The following is a 20,082-nucleotide window of genomic DNA, read 5'->3' on the forward strand; positions in this document are numbered from 1 at the left end:
CCGCATGGACGAAGCGCTGTGGCGTGCCCTTTTTCGTGCAGACGGAGAAGCGCTGTGGCGTTCCCTGTTTCTACATACGGTCATGTAACTTCGCACCGCTGATGGCGCGCTGGTACTAGGATGGGCGGAGGATCGCCGGGCGCGCCACTTGCTCGACGCCACATTTGTGCGACGTTTTATCCGGGCGCGCCCCGACCAGGAACCCATGCCGAATTCCGTCCCGCCGCCTCGCTCCGAACTGACGCGCCGAATCGTCGGCGATCTCGCGCATGCGGTATGGCGTTATCGCTGGCAGACCAGCGGGGCGCTCGCGTTGATGATCACGGCCCGGCTCGCGACCGTGCTGATGCCGCTCACGCTGAAGCACATCGTCGATGAACTCGGCCATCCGCTCGCGCATGTGGCTTTTCCGGTATTCCTCGTGCTCGCCTATGCGCTGCTGCGCTTTCTCGGCGACGCGCTGAACGAGGCGCGCGACGTCGTGTTCAGCATCGTCGTGCAGCGCACGGTCGCGGCGCTGACCGAGCGGACCTTCGCGCATCTGCATCGATTGAGCGCGCGTTTTCATGCCCGGCGCGAGACTGGCGCGATCGTGCGCGACGTGCAGAAAGGCGCCGACGGTATCGGTTTTCTGCTCGGCACCGCGCTGTTTACGATCGTGCCGACCTTTTTCGAGATCGCCGTGATCGTCGCGATCATGGTGCACGCCTACGCGCGCGAGTTCATGCTCGTGATCGTCGCGACCTTCGTGCTGTATGCGGGCTATACGTTCGTATTCACGCGGCGGCGCGTCGCGTTCCAGCGCGCGGTCAATCTGCTCGAAGCGCAATCGGACGGCCGGCTCGTCGATAGTCTGCTGAACTACGACACGGTCAAGTACTTCGCGACCGAAGACAGCGAAACTCGACGGCTCGGCGACGTGCTGGAAAAGTGGGTCCACGCGCGCATCGCGAACCAGAACGCGTTGACCGCGTTGCACGTGGGACAGAGCGCGGTGATCGCGCTCGGGGTGGCGGGGGTCATGCTGCTCGCCGCGCAGCATGTGGTGGCCGGCAGCATGAGCGTCGGCGATCTGATTCTGGTCAACGCCTACCTGATTCAGGTCTGCATGCCATTGAACACGCTCGGCTTCGTGTTTCGCGAGACCAACGACGCGCTCGTCAACGTCGAGCGGATGTTCGTGATTCTGGCGGCGCACGGCCGCGTCGGCGAGGATATCGATGCGCGCGACGCGCAGCCGCTGAAGGTCGGCGCGGGGCTGATCGAGTTCGAGCACGTCGATTTTGGGTACGACACCGCGCGTCAGGTGTTGCGCGATGTCGACTTCCATGCGTATCCGGGCAAGACGCTCGCGGTGGTCGGCGGCAGCGGCTCGGGCAAATCGACGCTCGTCAAGCTGCTGTTCCGGCTGTACCGGCCCGAGCGCGGCATGATTCGCATCGACGGGCAAGACATCAGCCAGGTCACGCAGCGCAGTCTGCGCGAGGCGATCGGCATCGTGCCGCAGGACACCGTGCTGTTCAATGAAACGATCGCCTACAACATTGCGTATGGACGTCCGTCGGCGACACGCGCGGACGTTGTGCGCGCGGCGCGTGCCGCGCAGCTCGACGAATTCATCGAGCGCTTGCCCGACCACTACGACACGCGCGTCGGCGAGCGCGGCGTGCGGCTGTCGGGCGGCGAGCGCCAGCGTATCGCGATTGCGCGCGCGATCCTGAAGGACCCGCGCATCATCGTGTTCGACGAGGCGACCTCGGCGCTCGACACGCGCTCCGAGCGCGCGATCCAGACCGAGCTGACGCGTCTCGCGCAAGGCCGCACGTCGATCGTGATCGCGCATCGGCTTTCCACGGTCGTCGACGCGGACTGGATTCTCGTGATGGAACACGGCCAGGTGGTCGAGCAGGGCACGCATCGTGAACTGCTCGCGCGCGACGCTGTGTACGCGAAGATGTGGTCGCTGCAATGGCAGCAGGGCGAGCTCGAACACGCGCAGCGCCGGCTGACCGCCCGATCGGTCAGCGTCAGCGCATTGACGGCGGGTGTGATCGATGCGTTGCACGACGAGATTGCCGGGCAGCGCGTGGTCGTCTACGCGGAGCCGACCGACAACGCGCTGCGCGTGACCGGCGATCCGAGCGTGCTGCAGCCGTTGATCGCCGAGTTGTGCCGCAACGAGATCGCGCAGGCGAGCCCGGGGCAGCGCATCGCCTTGCGCGCGGAGCGTCACGGCAATCATGTGTGGTTCAGCGTGCTCGGCATGGGCGACAAGCCGGCCGAGCTATCGCAGGCGACGGCGCGGCAGATGGAAAGCGCGCTGGCGGCCGCGGGCGGCAGCTTCACGCTGACGCCGCTGAACGGGCGGCTCGCCTATGTGGCGATGCTGCCGTTGCGGCCGGTCGCGGATGCGCAGCCGCGATTGGCGTCGGAGTCCACGGCACCGGATTCGGCGGAGCCCGCTTCGCTCGACGGCCTCTTCGTGCTCGCGATCGACGATCAGGAAGAAGCACGTGACGCGCTCGAAGCGGTGCTGAGCACGAGCGGCGCACGCGTGCGGCTGTTCGCATCGGGCCGCGAAGCGCTGGATTGGCTGCGCGTGACGGACCCGGCGCAATGGCCGCACGTGCTGCTCTGCGATCTGATGCTGGCCGGCGAAGAGGGCTACGACGTGCTGCGCCGCTTGCGAGAACTGGAAGGCGAGCGGCCGTCGTTACAGGGCAGGCCACTGCCGGCGATCGCATTGACCGGCTACGCGGACGTACTCGACGCACAGCACGCGCGCAGTGCGGACTTCGACGCGCATTTGAACAAGCCCGTGCCGCCTGAAGAACTGATCGCTGCGATCCGGCGGCTCGCGCCTGCGCCGTCGAGCGCGGACTCGACGTTGCCAGGATAAGGAAAGCGCGTGATTCCGGTCTCAGGTCGGCGCGTCGAACTTACCGCCCACGGTCGTCGTTGCGGACGCGTCGAGGTTGCGCTCGGCCGCGCGCACGCGGTCGCGCATCGCGAGGATCGACTGCGGGACCACCCGGCGTTGTCGGGTACACCATGCGAGTCCGCCGAGTAATTCGATGCCGTCGCGAACCAGCGTGCCTTCCCGCGCGAACACGTCGAGGGCGCGCAACGTCGCGCCCAACGCTTCGCCCAACGGCAGACGCAGCCATGCCACCCACGCGGCATTGCGCGCGAGCATGCGTCGCCGCAACGCGCTGTCGCGCACCGGCGACGGACGATGCTGGAGCGTCAACTGCTCGCAGTACGCAATCGCATGTCCCGACGCGAGTACGTCGAGTGAAACGAGTGTTTCCTCTCCGCCGATGAACAGTCGCGGCTCATAGCCGCCTACTTCCCGAAACAGCGCGGTGCGAAACACGCACGCGCCCGCCATATAGCCGATCAAGGAAGGCCCGGGCAGGCCGACACGTCCCAGCGGGCTTGCGCGCATCAACGTACAGGTGGGGTCCGTCGTGTCGTCCGCGCCGACGGCGACGCGCGCATTCAGCACGCCAACGCGGGGCCATGCGTCGAGCAATTGCACCGCGCGTTCGAGCGAGCCGGGCTCCCACCAGGTGTCGTCATCGCAGAACGCGACATAGTCGGTCTCGACGCACGCGACCGCGTGGTTGCGGCCCGCCGCGCCGAGATTGCCGTCGCATTCGACGACGCGAACGCTCGGATAGCGCGCTTCGACGAGTGCGGCCGTGTTGTCGGTGGAGCCGTTGTCGGCGACGATGATTGGCGGGTTTTCGGGTAACGCGAGCAGACGTTCCAAGGTGGTGAGCAATTCGCCCGCACGGTTATGGGTAAGAACGACGACCGAAATGCGCGGGTGGGCGGTTTTTGTTCGCATGCTAAGCAATCGCTTCGACGGTTGGACCGCGACGACGCAGCAAACGTCGTGCCGTGGGTCACGCGCTTTGCGGATGTCGACTCGATTCATCGCGGCCGAGCTGCCAATAGCGTTCCGTCGAAAAGAGGCTCGCCTGTCCTTCGGGACCGAACGCGCGCAATTGGCTGCGATAGGCGTCGAGCGCCGCGCGCTTCATGCGCTCGTGTTGCGTCGTGCCGGGCACGTCCAACGCGTGCGGCGCGTCAGCGGCATAGCCGCGTTTCGCCAGGTCGCATAGGCGCTCTTGCACGACGCCGGACATGCGCCGGTAGGGCACGTCTTCATAGGCGATGAAGCGCGTGGCTGGCTGACGCCGCATCAGTGCGAGACAGGCATTGGCCACCATGACGTGATCCGAATGGAACAGGCCCAACGGCATCAGGACGCGCGTGGGTTTCGCATGAGCAACAATCTGGCTCAGCGCCGTCATCAGCTCGTCCGCACCGGGCGACGCATGGTATTGCGCGTCGCGGAACAGCAAATGCACGGGCAGCGCCGACAGCAGCCCCAGCGCCTCCCGGTCTTCCGCCTGACGCGTCCGCATCGCTTCGAACGCGTCGGCGAAACCGGCCGCGCGGTCCCAATCGGTCGTGATGTTCTCGGCGGGCGGCGCGGTGAAAACCGTGCAAACGACCGTGCCGGGATGTGCGGCGAGCAGAAGTCCGCAACTGAGGACCGCATCGTCGAGATGCGGTGAGATGACGAGCAGGCGCTGGTTCGATTCCATACCGGCGCTCAGCAAGCTGCGTTCCGCCATCGCGGCGCGCGACTGGGCGACGCTGGAATAACCCTTGCTGACTTGCGGTTCTACTACCGCTTACCACATCAGCCATGAGCCCCCCTGCAAAAGCGCCCGATCACGTCCGAACCGTCGAAGTCCGCAAAGGTCAGGTAACCGGGTCAATGTCCCGCGACGCGTTTCGCGAGCGCTTCATGGCCCGCTTCTACGATCCGGCGTTTCGTGCGGAAGACGCATCGCTCGCGCGGCTCGAAGCGATCGCGTGGGATGCCTACTCACAGGGCCGCAAGGCGCCGGTCACCGAAAAGGCCGGCCCGGGATTCGCCGACCCGGACTACGATCTGTCGGTCGAATGGCGCGCGGCGAGCGAACGCGTGAAGGCGGCGCAGGCGCGGCAACGCGATCCGGCGACGCGCTCGCGCGTGCTCGTGATCAACGCGTCCTCGCGCAACGACTACACATGCCCCGGCGAGATGTCGAAGAGCTTCCGGCTCGCGAAGATCGCGCAGCAGGCGCTCGAACGCCGGACCTGCGACGTCGACTTCCTCGACTTGTCGCACCTGAACTCCGATCGCGACTTGCACATTCATCCGTGTAAAGGCTGTGTGTCGACCGCGATGCCGCTGTGTCACTGGCCATGCAGCTGTTATCCGAATCACTCGCTCGGGCTCGTCAACGACTGGATGAACGAAATCTACGAGCGCTTTGCCGCCTGCCACGGCGTGCTGATCGTGACGCCGGTCTACTGGTATCAGGTGTCCGCGCCGCTGAAGCTGATGATGGATCGCCTCGTTTGCGCCGACGGCGGCAATCCCGATCCCACCTCGACGCACGGCAAGAAAGCGGACGAAGCGAAGCGTCTCGAACTGGCCGGCTGGGATTACCCGAAACATCTGGCGGGCCGGGCCTATGGCGTCGTCGTGCATGGCGACGTCGCCGGCATCGAGGACTCGCGCCGGGCGCTCGCCGACTGGCTCGACTGGATGGGCTTTGTCGAAGCGGGCGCGAAGTCGCGGCTCGATCGTTTTATCGGCTATTACGAGCCTTATGCGACCAGCCATGAAGCGCTCGATCGCGACGAGGACATGCAGCAGGAAGTGGCCAACGTGGCCCAGGCCGTCGCGACCTGCGTCGAGCAGATCCGTGGCGGCCGCAAGGAGCCGGACGACGCCCTCGGCACGCCGCGCGCTAAGTGATCCCCAACTCAGATAACGAAGGCAAAGCATGACGAACGACGAAGTGGCGAGCCCGCGCACGCAACGGCGCCGGCTCGGAGGATGGCTGCCGCGCGACGAAGCGCATCTCGCGCGCTACCGGACCGCGCTGGCCGCGAAAGCGCGCGAACGTGCGCGCACAGCGCCACGCACGCGCGCCGTCGCGGAACTCGCGGCGCTGATCGAAGGCGATCCGGTGCTCCGCATGGATATGACGCGCGCCATCATGCAGGCACAGCAAGCGGGCTACGTGCTCGGCTATGCAACGATCGACGAACTGATGACGGTCGTCGATTACTTGATGACGTACGCGCCGCCGTTCAGCGAGTCCGATCTGATTCATTGTCCGCTGAACGCGGTACTCGACTGGCCGATGTGCATGCCGTCCGGCTATGCGCTGTTTCGCGACCCGGCGCTCAACGCGCAGCTCAAGCATGTGCTGAACTGCTGGTGCGGCTTTCTGAGTGGTCCGCATTCACGCGAACATTTAAATACGTCGTCGCCCGACGGCTGGTTCAGCCCCGAGGCCGACAAACGGATCGGCCTTGCGCAATTCGTTTGCGATCCCGAGCAACCGTATTGGGGCTTTACATCGTGGAACGATTTCTTCACGCGGCGCTTCCGTCCCGGCATGCGACCCGTCGAGGAGCCGGACAACGACAAGCTGGTCGTCAGCCCATGCGAGGCGACGCCGTACAACGTGCAGCACGGCGTGAAGCTGCGCGACACGTTCTGGATCAAGTCGCAGCCGTATTCGCTCGAAGACATGCTGAGCTCGCGCGAGCGCGAACTGGCGCGATGCTTCGAGGGCGGCTCGGTGTATCAGGCGTTTTTGAGCGCGTTCAACTATCACCGCTGGCATGCGCCGGTCAGTGGCGTGATATCGCGCGCGTACGCGGCGGACGGCAGCTACTATTCGACAGCCGATAGCGAAGGCGAAGACCCGAGCGGGCTCAACGATTCTCAGGGTTACATCACGGCGCTCGCGGCGCGCGCGGTGATCGTGATCGAATCCGACGATGCGGCGGTGGGGCAGGTGGCGTGCGTGTTCGTCGGTATGGCGGACGTGTCGTCGTGCATCATCGAGGCGTTGCCGGGTCAGCGCGTCAGAAAGGGCGATGAGTTGGGTTTTTTCCAGTACGGCGGATCGACCTGCTGCCTGGTGTTCGAGCCGGGCGTGATAGAGCGCTTCGTCGTCGAGCCGCCGTTCGGCGACAAGCAGCCGCCGATCAAGGTCAACGCGGCCGTTGCAAGGGTCGGCTCGCGCAACGCATCGCCGTCGCAAAGCAACGGCTAGACGCGCTGCGCGCCACCGGGCGGCGGATTCAACTGCGCAGCCGCGCGAAAATGCTCAGCAAGTCTTCGAGAACCACCGGTTTTTTCAGGTGCGCGTCGAAGCCCGCATCTTCGGCTGCGCTGACGTCCGCCTGCTGCCCGAAGCCGGTGACCGCGATACAGATCACGGACTTCATCGCCGGCATGCTGCGCAGCTTGCCGATGAACTCCATACCGTCCATGCCCGGCATGCCGATGTCGGACAGGATGATATCGGGCGCGTTGCCGTTGATGATCGTCAGCGCTTCCTCGCCGCTCGTCGCGGTGCGCACTTCGGCGCCCTCGCTTTCCAGCAGCAGCTTGAAGGTTTCGACGGTCGCGGCGTCGTCGTCGACCATCAGGATGCGCGTGCCTTTCAGCGGCTCGCCGGTGATTTCGATTCCCGCGCTCGTGCGGGTGGCGAGCCGGTGGGTAGGCAGCGTCACCGTGAACGTTGCGCCGCGGCCGACGCCGTCCGACTCCGCGCGCACCGCGCCGCCGTGCAGGTTGACCAGATCGCGCACCAGCGCGAGGCCGATACCGAGGCCCCCGCGGCGCGAGCCCGGATCGCGGCTTTGCTGGAACATCTCGAAGATATGCGGCAGCAGCGAGGCCTCGATGCCGATGCCGGTATCGCTGACGCGCAGCACGGCCTCGGCGTGGTCATTGACCTGCAACGACACCTGGATCGACCCGCGCTGCGTGAACTTCAGCGCATTACTGATCAGATTCCACACGATCTGCTCGATACGCGTCAGATCCGCATGAATGATCACGGGCGCATCGGTCACCTCGACGCTCAGTGTGATGCCGCGCTGCGCGGCATCGTCCTGCACCGCGCTGCACACGCGCTGCACGATCTCGCGCATGTCGACGACGGTGCGCACGACCGACAGCTTGCCGGTGCGCACGCGCGAAATGTCGAGCAGGTCGTCGATGATTTGCGCCTGGCCGATTACGGTGCGCCGGATCGTATCGGTCGCGCGCGACACGTTCAGGTTCTGGCGCGTTTCCGGCGCGCGCGCGATCAGTTCGGCGCTCGCTGAAATCAGGTTGAGCGGATGCTTGAGCTCGTGCGACACGACCGCGAGAAATTCATCGCGGCGCCGCTGCGCTTCGCGCTCGCTCGCCGCGCGCAGCGTTTCGACGTGGGTGCCGCGTCCCGAGGTCGGGTCGCTGGCGAACTCGCCGAGATCGCGCGTGATCTTCGCAAAGCCGCTAAGACCCGGCTCGTCGAGAAGGGACAGCACACCGCTCGCGAAAAAGCGCGTGCCGTCCTTGCGCAGATGCCAGCTCTCCTCTTCGGCGCGGCCGTTCAGACGCGCTTCGGCGAACTCGCGTTGCGCAACGTTCGCGGCGCGGTCTTCGTCGGTGTACAGGATGTCGGCGGACTGGCCGATCATTTCGGCTTCGGAATAGCCGAAAATCCGTTCCGCGCCCGCGTTCCAGCTATTGATCACGCCGTTTTCGTCGAACGTGATGATCGCGTAGTCCTTGGTGCCCTCGGCGACGAGGCGCATGCGCCGCTCGCCTTCGCGCAGCCGGTCTTCCGCCTGACGCCGGCCGGTGATGTCGATGAACGACAGCACCGCGCCGTCGATGCGGTCTTCGGTGGTGCGGTAGGGCACGAAGCGCGCGAGATACCAGCGCCCGTCGTTGCTCTTCAGCTCGCGTTCGATCAGGCGCAGCGAGTCGAATGCTTCGGCCGCGTCGTCGGCGAGCTTGTCGTATTCGAGGCGGTGGGTGATGTCGAGCAGCGAGCGCCCGATATCCGACGGAATGATGCTGAACACGTCGGTGGCGCGCGGCGTATAGCGCTTGATGCAAATGTTGCGGTCGACGAAGATCGTGCCGATGTCGTTCGCGGCGATCAGGTTGTGCAGGTCGTCGTTGATCTTGCCGGTTTCCTCGACCTTCGACTTCAGCTCCGCGTTGACCGTGGTCAGCTCTTCGTTGATCGATTGCAGCTCTTCCTTGCTGGTTTCGAGCTCCTCGGTCGCCGAGCGCAGTTCTTCGTTGATCGCCTGCAATTCCTCGTTCGACGCCTTCAGCTCCTCGGTCGAGGTCTCCGACTGCTCGATGGTGGACTGCAGTTGCTCCTTCGTGCGTTGCAGCTCGCGTTCGAGCTGGCTGATGATCGGGTCTTTCTGCACGTCAGCCGACGCCGTTTCGGCGTTGGCCATGCTGTCTTCGACCTCGTCGAACAGCACCAGCACGAAGTCCGCGTTCGCTTCCGGGTCGTGCACCGGCCGCGCGGTCATATTGACGAAGTACGAACGGCCATCGCGCTCGATGTGCACGCGGCGCGCTTCGACGCTGCGGTTCGTGTGCAAGGCCTGATAGATCGCGGTGCGCAGTTCGAGCCGCAGTTCCGGACGCACGGCGGCCACGATGTTATGCGACGGCTCGCCGCCCGAATATTGCAGAAAACGCCCGGCGCGATCGGACAGATGAACGATTTCGGATTCGCGGCTCACCAGCACGCTGGGCGGCGCATATTGCTCGACGAGCCGCTGGTGCAGATCGCCGAACGAAAAGCGCCGGCGCCCCGGCGGCTGCACCGTAGTGACGAGGGGGCGCGAACTCATCGTGCCCGAAATCGCGATCGGCATCGGCGTGTCACCGCGCACGGCCATGTTCGCGCGATAGATGCGGTTGCGCTTGTCGACCACGGTGAACATCGAGCTCACGCTGTCGGCCGACTCCGAGCTGCCGAGGAACAGCACGCCGCCGGGCCGCAGCGCGAAGTGGAACATCTTCAGAATTTCGATCTGCGCTTCGCGGTCCAGATAAATCAGCAGATTGCGGCAGCAGATCATATCGAGCCGCGAGAACGGCGGGTCGCTGAGCACGTTATGGTGCGCGAACAGCATGTGTTCGCGCAGCTCCTTCTTGATCCGGAAGTGCGCGGCGTCTTTGGTGAAGAACTGGCGGATGCGCGCCGGCGTCAGGTCGGCCGAGACCGAATCCGGGTACAGGCCCACGCGCGCGAATGAAATGGCGCGCTCGTCGATGTCGGTCGCGAATACCTGGAACGACACGCCCTCGGGCGACTTCAGCGAGCGCTCCTGCAGCAGCATCGCCAGCGAATACGCTTCCTCGCCGGTCGCGCAGCCCACCGACCAGACGCGGATGCGGTCCTGTTCGCCGCGGTTTTCGAAGAGCGCCGGCAACACCTCGCGCTCAAGCACGTCGAACGCTTCCTTGTCGCGGAAGAAATTGGTGACGCTGATCAGCATGTCCTGCAGCAGCGCCTGGGTTTCTTCAGGGTGCAGATGCAGATAATCGCGATACGCCTGCAGATCCGTAATGCCGTTGACCTGCAGCCGGCGTTCGATACGGCGCAGAACCGTAGCCCGTTTGTAATGCCGGAAGTCGTGCGCGGTGCGGGTGCGCAGGATCACCATGATCTCGCGCAGCGCGCGCTCGGCCGACTCGTTGACCGTATCTTCCTCGGGCTCGTCCGGCTGCACGGCCGGCAGGTGAATTTCCCGCGCGGTGGACCACAGATCGAGCAGCCGCTGCGGCATTTCGGCCGCGGTCATTACGAAGTCGGCCATGCCGGTCGCGATCGCGCTGCGCGGCATGCTGTCGTATTCCGCTTCGGAAGGGTCCTGCACGAGCGTGATGCCGCCCATTTCCTTGATGCGCGACAGGCCGACCGAGCCGTCCGAGCCCGCACCCGACATGACGATGCCGATCGCGCGTTCGCGGTGCGCCTCGGCGAGCGTGCGGAAGAACAGATCGATGCTCGCGCGGCGTCCCTCCTCGGACTGCTTCTGCGTGACGCGCAGGTAGCCGTCGACCATGATCATCTCGAACGAGGGCGCGACCAGATAGACGTGATCCGATTCGATCTGCGTAGGGCCCGTGACTTGCTGCACCGGCATGCTGGTGACTTTCTGCAGCAGCGAGGCCAGATTGCTTTCGTGATCCGGCGACAGGTGAACGACCACGACGAAGGCCATCGACGTGCGCGCGGGCAGCGCCTCGAAGAATTCCGTCAGCGCGTTAAGCCCCCCCGCCGATGCGCCGATACCGACGATCGGATAGAGTGCCTGGCTAGGCAGAGTTTGCCCTCGCTTCTTTGACATGGCTGCGTGTCCCTTCTTGGAAAAGGATAGTGTTCAGCGGTGAATTTTTATAGGGCAGCGAGCCCATTTCTTGCTCGGCCCGGATCGTTATTATCCCGCATTGCACTCATTTTTCCAGCAGCATGGACTGCAAGAGTTCGGCCGCGTGGCCCGCGCGCCGGGCATTGTCCTCCTCGCGTCGTTGCGCGGCGGTGTCCCCTATCGCCGCGAAGTGTTCGCCGAGCTCGCGGCTGAACATTTCGCGCTCGCGCAGCGCCCGCAGCGCATTGCGCAGAGACATCTCCGCATCGATCATGCGGCCGTCGTCGAGCGACGCGGCCGAATACGCATGGCCGGTATGGCAGCGGTAACGCAGCACGCGCGAACCGGTGATGCGCCACAGCGTGCCGTTGCATTCGGGGCACGTGAAAGTCGACGGCGTTGCCAGTCCCTCGATGGCGTCGAACGGCGCGGTGCCGGACAGCCACGCGCGCTGTTCGAGGGCGACGCGGTCGGAGGCCTCGCGCTGCGCCGGCCCGATATTTACCGGCGGGTTGGAAATGCCGCCGGTCAGTTTTACCAAACATGGGCCCAGTTGCTGGAGCGGCAGCACGTGGTCGGCGAAGGGCGTTGCATGCCGTGGCATCTCGCTCGCGAACGCGTCGTCGGGGTCCTGCACGACCGTCGTGCCGCCGCACGCCTGGATCGCTTCGAGGCCCGCGGCGCCATCGTCGAGCAGGCCGGTCAGGATCACGCCGATCGCGCGCGGTCCCATCTGTGCGGCCGCGCTGCGAAACAGCGGGTCGATCGCGGGGCGCGCGAAATTTTCCTTTGCGCCATGCAGGAGCCGCAACTGCCCATCGTCTACCACGAGGTGCCGATCGGGCGGCGCCACGTAAATTCTGCCGGGCACGTAATGTTCGCCATCCTGCGCGTGCTTGGCGGGTAGCGGTCCGGCCTGGTTCAGAAGCGTAGGGAGCATGCTGCCGTGCGCGCCGATGTGCAGCACGACGGCGATGCTGGCGGGCATATCGACGGGAAGCTGCGACGCAAGCGCACGCAGCGCGTCGACCCCTCCCGAGGACGTGCCTATTACGATGAAATCACGGTGGGTCAAGTGGACTCCGGGACGTGGAAGCAGGACGGGAAAACCGGCCTTTCGTGTCAATCAAACTAATGAGCAAGCGATATGCCGTCCGGGCATTTTTATTGCGCGGTCGTCGATGAAAACGTCCTTGCGCCTACACCGGTTTTCAGCCTCCGCCACAAATCAGCCACGCGCTGGCCGAAAGCACCGCGCGCCACGCACAGGCATATGATGATCATGTAGGACAGGTGTGCCGGGCATGGCCGGCACGATACGACGTTCCTGCGCAAACTCACACTCATGGCGACTCCGATTCAAGCTTCCGTGCCAGCGGAAAGCTGCCACGTCGTCGGCATTGGTGCATCCGCCGGCGGCATCGAAGCGATGCATTGCCTGCTTCAGGCTTTGCCCGCCGAACCTGCGCTTGCGCTCGTCGTCGTGCAACACCAGCTGCCGGGTGGATCGAACGAACTCGTGAATCTGGTCAGCAAGTGGACGTTGCTGCCGGTCCGTGCCGCGAACAACGGCGAGCGTCCCGAGCCGAACCACGTCTACGTAGCGGGTTCCGACGACGTGCTGACGCTCGAAGGCGGCGTCTTTCGCACGCGGCCGGTCGACGGCGGCAGCCGCCGTCCCGGCATCGACACTATCGACGCATTCCTTGAAAGCCTCGCGCAAGATCGCGGCTCGCACGCGCTCGCGGCGATCCTGTGCGGCACCGGCACCGATGGCGCGGCCGGCGCGATCTGCGTGAAGCGGGCCGGCGGCGTGGTGCTGGTGCAGGACCCGGTCACCACGATGAACGACAGCATGCCGAGAGCGGTGATTTCGCGCGGCGCCGCCGACTACATCCTGCCGGTCGGCGAGATCGCGAAACAGCTGCTGCGCTGCGCGTCACCCGCCTATGTGCGGCCGGCCAATGAAGTCGCATGGACCGGCGAGATCACGCGAACGCTCGATGAGATCGTCGGGCTGGTCCGCAAGCAGGCGGGCTTCGATCTGGGTGGATACAAGGCGACCCCGCTGCTGTGGCGCATCCAGCAGCGCATGGATCTACGGCGAGCCGAATCGTTCGGCGACTACGAGTCGCTGTTGCGCGACGACCCGGCCGAGCTCGAAGCGCTGATTCGCGGCATTCCGATTCACGTGACCGAGTTCTTCCGCGATGCGCCGGCCTGGGACGTGCTGCGGCATGAGGTCATCGAGCCGATGCTGAGCGAGCGACATGCGGGCGATGTCGTGCGGGCCTGGACGCCAGCCTGCGCGACCGGCGAAGAGGCGTATTCGGTTGCGATGCTTCTGCAAGAGCATGCGGACAACACCGGCCGTCCCTTCGATTTCCGGGTGTTCGCGACCGATGCGTCGCCGGAGATCGTCGCGCGCGCGAGCCGCGGCGCGTTTTCGGGCGACGCGCTGAAGAACGTCTCCACGGCACGCCAGCAGAAGTTCTTCTATTCCACCGACGGCAACTGGCGCGTCAAACGCCACCTGCGCGAAAAGATGGTATTCGCGCCGCAGGACCTGCTGCTCGATCCCCCGTTCAAGGACCTCGATCTGGTCACTTGTCGCAACCTGCTGATTTATCTCGACCCCGAAGCGGTCAAGCGCGTCGTATTCCTGCTGCACAGCTCGCTGAAGGTGGGCGGGTATCTGTTCCTCGGCAAGGGCGAGCCGCTGTTATCGCGGCAAGGTTTCAACTTCGTGTCGAGCCGTTGGCATATCTACCGCAAGACGGGCCCCGCGAGTGACGTCGAAGTCCGCTTCCCGTTGCGTGTCGCGACAAGCTTGCGCGCGAGCGCCGTGCCTTTCATCGGTCATTCGAGCGCGCATGCGCAGCGGGATTTCCCGTCGGTGTTGATCGACGACGAGTTCCGCGTGCTGCGTGTGTATGGCGATACGGAAAAATTCCTGCGTGTCCCGGCCGGCCAGCCAACCGACAACCTGCTCGAACTGACGCAGCGCGAACTGGCGTCGAGCCTGAAGGCAGCCGCGAAGATGGCGCTCGAAGACGGTCAGCCGACGATCGTCAACGGCCTGCGGGACGAAGGTAACGTCACGCACTCGTTCCAGATCCGGCTCACGCCGATTCGAAGCGCGCAAAACGGCGCCGCGCCGAGGCTGCTCGCATCGTTCATTTCCCGCGCGCGCGAGATTCGCCCCGGCGCCACCGAACCGGTTGCACTGCCGAGCCACGATGCGGACGTCGCGGCTTCCAGCGAGTGGAGCGAAGCGATCCGCATCTCGCGCGAGGAACTGGAGGCGTCGCGCGAAGAGTTGCAGGTGCTCAACGAGGAACTGAAAGCCGCGAACGAGCAACTCAATCTCGTCAACGACGACCTGAACCAGGCCAATGCGCGGCTCACCGGCAAGATAGCGGAACTGGAGATGCAAAGCAGCGTACTGAGCGCCGGTGCGGTGATGGCAATGTTTCTCGACGAGGCGTTGCGCGTGCGGTGGTTCACGCCTTCGATCTGCGAGATATTTCCGCTGAAAACGGGCGACGTCGGTCGCGGCATCGCCGATATTTCGCCGAAGGTCGACGACGTGAATTTCCTGCGCGACGTGCTCGCGGTGATGCAGAACCGGGCACCGCGCGAAGCCGAGGTGCGCAATGCAAGCGGTGAATGGTTCCTGCGGCGCATTCGCCCGTTTCTGTCGCAGACCGGCACGACCGGCGTGGCTGTCACGGTCACCGACATCTCCGATCTGAAGCACGCGGAGAGAGTGCTGCGCGAAAGCGCGATGCACGATTTCATGCTGCGCTTCGCCAACGCGCTGCGCGGGCTGACCGGTTACCGCAATACCCGATCGACGGCGATCCGGATGCTGCGTCAGCAGTTCGGCGCCGCGCGCGTCAACTACTCGGAAGCGCGTGGCCCCGATGAACTGGAAATCGTCGCGACCGACGCGCTCGCGGGCACGGCCGATATGCTGGGCCGCCGCTGCGCGATCAACGACGCCGGGCACGCGCTCACGGCCGCGCTGTTCACCGGCCGCAGCGGCTGGAGCAACGACGTGATGGCCGATCCCGCCGCAAGCGCGGCCGAGCGGCGCGCTTGCCATGCGCTCGGCATCGGCGCGTGGGCCAACATGCCGTTCGTGCAGTCGGGCCGCGTGCTCGGCGCGCTGACGATGCACTTCGACACCGCGCACACGTGGGCGCCCGACGAACTGATGTTTCTCGAACTGATGGCCGAGCGCACGTGGGCGGCGGTCGGACGTGCGCGGGCCGAGGAAGACCTGCGCGCGCGCAACGAGGAACTCGAGCGGATCAACAAGGTGGCGATCGGCCGCGAACTGCGCATGATCGATCTGAAGAACGAGGTTAACGAATTGCGCCGGCAACTCGGCCAATCGCGTCGCTATGCGACGGAATCCGACGATCATGACGATCGCAACAAGGCGCCCGACTGCACCTAAACGGCGATTACACCGGCGCGGGCTGACTGCCCGTCGCTCGCGGATGGTCTCGCGTGTCGGGCGCGAGCAGCGCGTCGTAGATCGTCAGGTAGTCGTCGGTCATGCGCGCGGCCGTGAAGCGGCGTTCGAACGCATGCCGGCACGCGCCACGCTCGATGCTGTCGATGCGCGCAACCGCTTGCACGGCCTCGTCCACGTTATCGACGAGCAGGCCGCTCACGCCGTCGTCGATCAACTCTGGCACCGCGCCGCGGCGAAACGCGATCACCGGCGTACCGCACGCCATCGCCTCGATCATCACCATGCCGAACGGCTCGTCCCATTCGATCGGCAGCAGCAACGCGCGGGCGTTTTGGATCAAGCGCCGGCGCGCGAGGCCGCCGACTTCGCCGAGGTATTCGGTGAACGCTGTCGAGCGGCGCAACAGCGGATCGATGCGCTCGCGGAAATAGTCGCGCTCGCCGGGATGGATCTTCGCGGCGATCTTCAACGGCAAGCCGCTGCGCCGGGCAATTTCGATCGCGAGATCGGGACGTTTCTCCGGCATCATGCGGCCGAGAAATAACAGGTATGAACCGGCCATCGGTTGAAACGCGAACTCGGCGAGCGGCAGGCCGTGATGGACCGTGCCTTGCCAGTTCGCCCACGGCACCGGCCGGCGCTGACTCGCGGAAATCGACACCACCGGCACGCGGGCGAATTCGCGAAACAGCGGGCCGTGATCGTGCAGCAGCAGACGGCCATGCAGCGTCGTCAGCGTACGGCATGGCATGAGTTCTGACCACGCGAAATGCAATGGCTCGCCGTGAAAATGAACGACATCGAATTGATCCGCGTCGCGAATCACGCGCGCGAGTTGCCTGACGTGATGCGTTTGCGTGTCCCACACGTTCGTGTCGCGCCAAAGTCCGCGCGGGCAGATCGACACGAGTCGCGCGGCGGTCGTCGAATCGGCGCTCGCATAGAGCGTCACGTCGTGGCCGCGGGCGACCAGTTCTTCGGTCAGATACGACACGACGCGTTCGGTCGCACCGTACGCGAACGGCGGTACGCTTTCGTAAAGCGGGGCGATCTGGGCGATTCTCATCGGGCGTTGAAAAGAGGAGAGGGAAGTCGGCGCGCAACACGCCGCGCCGGACCACCAGCAGCAATCGGCGTACCGCCGCGCGACCGGTGACGCGGTATGGCGTTTGCTCGATGCGGGCACTTGACCGATCAAAGGAGCTGCCATGAACGACCGCGCAACGCAATCCGCTTCGGACGACACGAAGCCAACCGCCCCGCGCGAAAACGCGAGAACACCCGACGCGCTCGCGCTGCTCGAAGCCGATCACCGTGCCGTCGAAAAACTGTTCGACGCCTTCGGCAAATCGCGCGGTGACGAGCGCGACACGCTCGAAGCGAAAGCCGCGTTGGCGCAGCGTGCCTGCAAAGAACTGACGATGCATACGATCATCGAGGAAGAACTGTTGTATCCGGCCGCGCAGCAAGCACTGCCCGACGACGACAAGCTCGATGTCGATGAAGCCTACGTCGAGCATTTTCTGGTGAAGACGCTAATCGCGAAGTTCACGACGCTGAAGCCGGGCGACAAGGGCTTCGACGCGACCTTCAAGGTCATGTCCGAACTGGTGCGGCATCACGTCGAGGAGGAGGAAGGCGAACTCTTTCCGGCCTTACGCCGCACCGGCTGCGATCTCGCCGCGCTCGGCAAAAAGATCGCGGCCCGCAAGGAAACGCTGCAAGCCAAGCTGGATCAGGCGGGCAGTCGCGCGGTCGGCGACAAGACCTGATTGGAGCCCAAAGGCGTTGCTGCGACGGCTCTGTCCGTAAGTCGATGCTTACGGACGAACGCACCCTTTTACATGTCCATTAACATCGATTTCAGGAGGGCGAAACAGGATCGCCTGATGCAGGCAGGGAGAGCCATGTCAAGGAGAAAGCTGAAACTGACGCAATACCCGGCGGCAGCGGTCGCCTCGCGCGATGACTTTTCGATCTACGTCACCGCGCGACGCAGCGCCGATGGACGATTCTATGCCGATCTGCTGGTGAGCCGTAAAGTGGATGGCCGCCGTCTGTTCCCGTTCGACGGCGCGCCCGAAGTCGGTCCGTTCAACAGCATCGAGGAAGCGCGGCTCGCCGCCGAAGAATACGGCGCGCGGATCGTGGCGGCCGACCTTGCCTGTCCGGAGGCGTGAGCGCGCGGCCCGGTTAGCGCGCGGCGCCCCGCCGCGCTGACGACGGCATCCCCATCAAACGCTTGTCCCGGTTCACCACCGGCACACGGTGGAGTTGTGCGCCCGCCGCTCTCTTGCGATGGTGCTATCGACCCAACGCGCACCGCGCGGAACAACCCTTGCTCGCTTGTCGCTCGCCGTCATTTCGGACCCGGCGCGCGCGGCGCCGTGCCGCGGCATCGCTTACGTTCTCGGAGAAACGCATATGGACAAGGAACTCGAAGCCCGCATCCGCACGCGGGCGTATCAGATCTGGGAAAACGATCCGTCGCCGGAAGGGAGAGCCGACGACCATTGGGAGGAAGCGCGCCGGCAGATCGAGGCGGAAGGCGCGGCCGCGCCGCAGGAGCCGACTGATCAGTCCGCCGATCGCGACCGCGGCTCGCGCATCGCGCCCGAAGAGCAACTGCAGGAAATGCCGGGCGACGACATCGAACCCTCGAAGCGAGCCAAACGCCCGCGCGCTGGATAAGCGGGCCCCGCGCTCTACACCGGCGCCGACGATCGCGTCGGCGCCACCGGCAGCGCGCGTTTGTGGCGCGTTGCCATGTAAAAGCGGCGAATCGTCGTCAATACTTCGTCGCTGACCGGCTTGCCTTCGAGGAAGTCGTCGATGTCCTGATAACTGATGCCGTAGCTGTCCTCGTCCGGTTTTTGCGGCGTCAGCGATTCGAGGTCCGCGGTCGGCACTTTGTCGACGAGCCGCTCCGATGCGCCGAGCGCATGCGCGAGCGCTCGCACGCGGCGCTTCGTCAGACCAGCGAGCGGCAGGATATCGGCGCCGCCGTCGCCGAACTTCGTGAAAAAGCCCATCAGCGATTCGGCCGCGTGGTCGGTGCCGATCACCACGCCGACCCGCGCGCCCGCAATCGCGTATTGCGCGATCATGCGTTGCCGCGCCTTGATATTGCCGAGCACGAAGTCTTCATGAAAGTCGTCGACGTACTGCACGTTGCCGCGTTTCAGAGAAGACAGCATCGCGTCGGCGGGCTCCTTGATGTTGACCGTCAGCGTTTCGTCGGGGCGGATGAACGCAAGGGCGGCCGCGGCGTCTTCTTCGTCGCGTTGGCTGCCGTACGGTAGACGCACCGCGACGAAGTGCGCTTCGTAGCCGGTTGCGCGCAGACGTTCGACGGCAAGCTGCGCGAGGCGTCCGGCAGTCGACGAATCGACGCCGCCGCTGATACCAAGCACATAGGTGTGCAAGCCTTGCGACGCCAGGTAGTCGCCGAGGAAGGCAATACGCCGCTCGCGCTCGCTGTCGACGTCGAAATCGCGCTCGACGCCGAGTTCGTCAGTTACTGCCTGCTGCCACGCGTGGGTGTCGAAGGAGGAGTGCAGATTCATCGTTCGGTCTCTCTTCAGTGGTTCCGCTCGATGCGCGGGAGTTGATCGAAGTAATGCTCGACGCGCGACAGCGCATACAGCGCGGCGGCCGAACGCACGTCGTTGCGATCGCCTGGAAAGCGCCGCGTCTCGGCGAACGTGACGAACTGATCGCCGGCCCGTCGAAACGACCATGCGAAGCATTGCGTGCCCGGTGGCGGGCCGTCAGCCGAGCCGCCATGCGCGCCGCCATCGGCAAGCCCCGTGTTCGATACCGCGATGTCGGCGCAGCAGCCTTCCTGACTTAGCGCGCCCTCGGCCATTTCGCGCGCGACCGCCTCGCTGGTGAGCCCGTATTGCTTCATCGTGCTTTCCCGCACACCGAGAAAGCCTGCTTTGCCTGATGGCGAGTAGCTGACGAAGCCGACATCGAGACACGCGCCGCTACCCGGCACGCTAGCCAGATACGACGCGATCTGGCCGCCGGTGCAGGATTCGGCGGTTGCGAGCTTCAGACCTCGCGAGCTGAGGAAAGACACGACTTGCATCGGAATGTTCATGATTTGAGCCTTTGTTGTGCGACGGATTCGGACCGGCGTTTCGTTGGTGCAAAAGCTCAGCAAGGATCGGTCCGCGCGTGCTTCACGTTTCGCGCATCGCCATCGGTTCAAGCCGGCGGTATGCTCATTGCTGAAGCGTGGAAGAGCAGCGGACTCGCGCGCGGCCCCGCCGCGATGCGGGGCGCGCGCAGCGCTGCGCATTCGCGAGGAGGCGGCG

At 65.1% G+C, this 20,082-nt stretch carries 14 protein-coding genes; 7 read left to right on the plus strand and 7 right to left on the minus strand.

Features of this window, described 5'->3' with window-relative positions; translation table 11 throughout:
* Positions 1 to 205 precede the first annotated feature (205 nt).
* On the plus strand, positions 206 to 2,899 hold the full coding sequence (locus tag GCT19_RS31040) for an ATP-binding cassette domain-containing protein (RefSeq protein ID WP_152854024.1): 2,694 nt from the start codon (positions 206 to 208) through the stop codon (positions 2,897 to 2,899).
* Positions 2,900 to 2,920: 21 nt separating this feature from the next.
* Here GCT19_RS31040 and GCT19_RS31045 read toward each other — a convergent pair whose 3' ends face one another.
* Complete coding sequence (locus GCT19_RS31045; protein ID WP_026228587.1) at positions 2,921 to 3,853, minus strand: glycosyltransferase family 2 protein; 933 nt, start codon at positions 3,851 to 3,853, stop codon at positions 2,921 to 2,923.
* Between the two features lie 58 nt (positions 3,854 to 3,911).
* Entirely contained in the window at positions 3,912 to 4,619 is a 708-nt protein-coding gene (locus tag GCT19_RS31050) for a PIG-L deacetylase family protein (protein WP_227749361.1), read from the minus strand.
* 176 nt (positions 4,620 to 4,795) lie between these two features.
* Between GCT19_RS31050 and GCT19_RS31055 the strand changes: the two genes are divergently transcribed.
* Complete coding sequence (locus tag GCT19_RS31055) at positions 4,796 to 5,827, plus strand: flavodoxin family protein (RefSeq protein WP_152854026.1); 1,032 nt, start codon at positions 4,796 to 4,798, stop codon at positions 5,825 to 5,827.
* A 28-nt stretch (positions 5,828 to 5,855) separates the two neighbouring features.
* The gene (locus tag GCT19_RS31060; protein ID WP_152854027.1) at positions 5,856 to 7,142 is read left to right on the plus strand and encodes a phosphatidylserine decarboxylase family protein; all 1,287 of its coding nucleotides are present in this window, start codon (positions 5,856 to 5,858) and stop codon (positions 7,140 to 7,142) included.
* A 28-nt stretch (positions 7,143 to 7,170) separates the two neighbouring features.
* Here GCT19_RS31060 and GCT19_RS31065 read toward each other — a convergent pair whose 3' ends face one another.
* Positions 7,171 to 11,253, minus strand: a complete 4,083-nt coding sequence (locus GCT19_RS31065; protein ID WP_018434944.1) for a CheR family methyltransferase — start codon at positions 11,251 to 11,253, stop codon at positions 7,171 to 7,173.
* A 106-nt stretch (positions 11,254 to 11,359) separates the two neighbouring features.
* Positions 11,360 to 12,349 (minus strand): chemotaxis protein CheB, encoded by a 990-nt coding sequence (locus GCT19_RS31070; RefSeq protein ID WP_152854028.1) that lies wholly within the window; start codon positions 12,347 to 12,349, stop codon positions 11,360 to 11,362.
* A 270-nt stretch (positions 12,350 to 12,619) separates the two neighbouring features.
* On the opposite strand from GCT19_RS31070, the gene GCT19_RS31075 reads away from it, so the two are divergent.
* The gene (locus GCT19_RS31075; RefSeq protein ID WP_152854029.1) at positions 12,620 to 15,739 is read left to right on the plus strand and encodes a CheR family methyltransferase; all 3,120 of its coding nucleotides are present in this window, start codon (positions 12,620 to 12,622) and stop codon (positions 15,737 to 15,739) included.
* Positions 15,740 to 15,746: 7 nt separating this feature from the next.
* On the opposite strand, the gene GCT19_RS31080 is transcribed toward GCT19_RS31075, so the two are convergent.
* Complete coding sequence (locus GCT19_RS31080; protein ID WP_152854030.1) at positions 15,747 to 16,826, minus strand: glycosyltransferase family 4 protein; 1,080 nt, start codon at positions 16,824 to 16,826, stop codon at positions 15,747 to 15,749.
* A 142-nt stretch (positions 16,827 to 16,968) separates the two neighbouring features.
* On the opposite strand from GCT19_RS31080, the gene GCT19_RS31085 reads away from it, so the two are divergent.
* From GCT19_RS31085 to GCT19_RS31095, 3 genes are all read left to right on the plus strand, one after another.
* On the plus strand, positions 16,969 to 17,532 hold the full coding sequence (locus GCT19_RS31085; RefSeq protein ID WP_152854031.1) for a hemerythrin domain-containing protein: 564 nt from the start codon (positions 16,969 to 16,971) through the stop codon (positions 17,530 to 17,532).
* Between the two features lie 135 nt (positions 17,533 to 17,667).
* Positions 17,668 to 17,940: a DUF6723 family protein gene (locus tag GCT19_RS31090; RefSeq protein WP_018434939.1), complete on the plus strand. Its 273-nt coding sequence runs from the start codon at positions 17,668 to 17,670 to the stop codon at positions 17,938 to 17,940.
* 244 nt (positions 17,941 to 18,184) lie between these two features.
* Complete coding sequence (locus GCT19_RS31095) at positions 18,185 to 18,451, plus strand: DUF2934 domain-containing protein (RefSeq protein WP_013094109.1); 267 nt, start codon at positions 18,185 to 18,187, stop codon at positions 18,449 to 18,451.
* 14 nt (positions 18,452 to 18,465) lie between these two features.
* Here GCT19_RS31095 and nadE read toward each other — a convergent pair whose 3' ends face one another.
* Both nadE and GCT19_RS31105 read right to left on the minus strand, forming a co-directional pair.
* Positions 18,466 to 19,326, minus strand: a complete 861-nt coding sequence (nadE, locus tag GCT19_RS31100; protein ID WP_152854032.1) for an ammonia-dependent NAD(+) synthetase — start codon at positions 19,324 to 19,326, stop codon at positions 18,466 to 18,468.
* A gap of 14 nt (positions 19,327 to 19,340) precedes the next feature.
* Positions 19,341 to 19,865 carry a CinA family protein gene (locus GCT19_RS31105; RefSeq protein ID WP_152854033.1) on the minus strand — a complete coding sequence of 175 codons (525 nt, stop codon included), beginning with the start codon at positions 19,863 to 19,865 and terminating at the stop codon, positions 19,341 to 19,343.
* Between the last annotated feature and the right edge of the window lie 217 nt (positions 19,866 to 20,082).

Origin of the sequence: Paraburkholderia atlantica, from assembly GCF_009362785.1 — a bacterium.
GTDB lineage: Bacteria > Pseudomonadota > Gammaproteobacteria > Burkholderiales > Burkholderiaceae > Paraburkholderia > Paraburkholderia atlantica.

Bases quoted from the DNA above. Each gene is read 5' to 3' on its own strand.
- GCT19_RS31095 (WP_013094109.1), top strand. From the start codon at position 18,185: ATGGACAAGGAACTCGAAGCCCGCATCCGCACGCGGGCGTATCAGATC.
- GCT19_RS31060 (WP_152854027.1), top strand. From the start codon at position 5,856: ATGACGAACGACGAAGTGGCGAGCCCGCGCACGCAACGGCGCCGGCTC.
- GCT19_RS31090 (WP_018434939.1), top strand. From the start codon at position 17,668: ATGTCAAGGAGAAAGCTGAAACTGACGCAATACCCGGCGGCAGCGGTC.
- GCT19_RS31080 (WP_152854030.1), bottom strand. From the start codon at position 16,826: ATGAGAATCGCCCAGATCGCCCCGCTTTACGAAAGCGTACCGCCGTTC.
- nadE (WP_152854032.1), bottom strand. From the start codon at position 19,326: ATGAATCTGCACTCCTCCTTCGACACCCACGCGTGGCAGCAGGCAGTA.
- GCT19_RS31065 (WP_018434944.1), bottom strand. From the start codon at position 11,253: ATGTCAAAGAAGCGAGGGCAAACTCTGCCTAGCCAGGCACTCTATCCG.
- GCT19_RS31050 (WP_227749361.1), bottom strand. From the start codon at position 4,619: ATGGAATCGAACCAGCGCCTGCTCGTCATCTCACCGCATCTCGACGAT.
- GCT19_RS31085 (WP_152854031.1), top strand. From the start codon at position 16,969: ATGAACGACCGCGCAACGCAATCCGCTTCGGACGACACGAAGCCAACC.
- GCT19_RS31045 (WP_026228587.1), bottom strand. From the start codon at position 3,853: ATGCGAACAAAAACCGCCCACCCGCGCATTTCGGTCGTCGTTCTTACC.
- GCT19_RS31040 (WP_152854024.1), top strand. From the start codon at position 206: ATGCCGAATTCCGTCCCGCCGCCTCGCTCCGAACTGACGCGCCGAATC.
- GCT19_RS31055 (WP_152854026.1), top strand. From the start codon at position 4,796: ATGTCCCGCGACGCGTTTCGCGAGCGCTTCATGGCCCGCTTCTACGAT.
- GCT19_RS31105 (WP_152854033.1), bottom strand. From the start codon at position 19,865: ATGAACATTCCGATGCAAGTCGTGTCTTTCCTCAGCTCGCGAGGTCTG.
- GCT19_RS31075 (WP_152854029.1), top strand. From the start codon at position 12,620: ATGGCGACTCCGATTCAAGCTTCCGTGCCAGCGGAAAGCTGCCACGTC.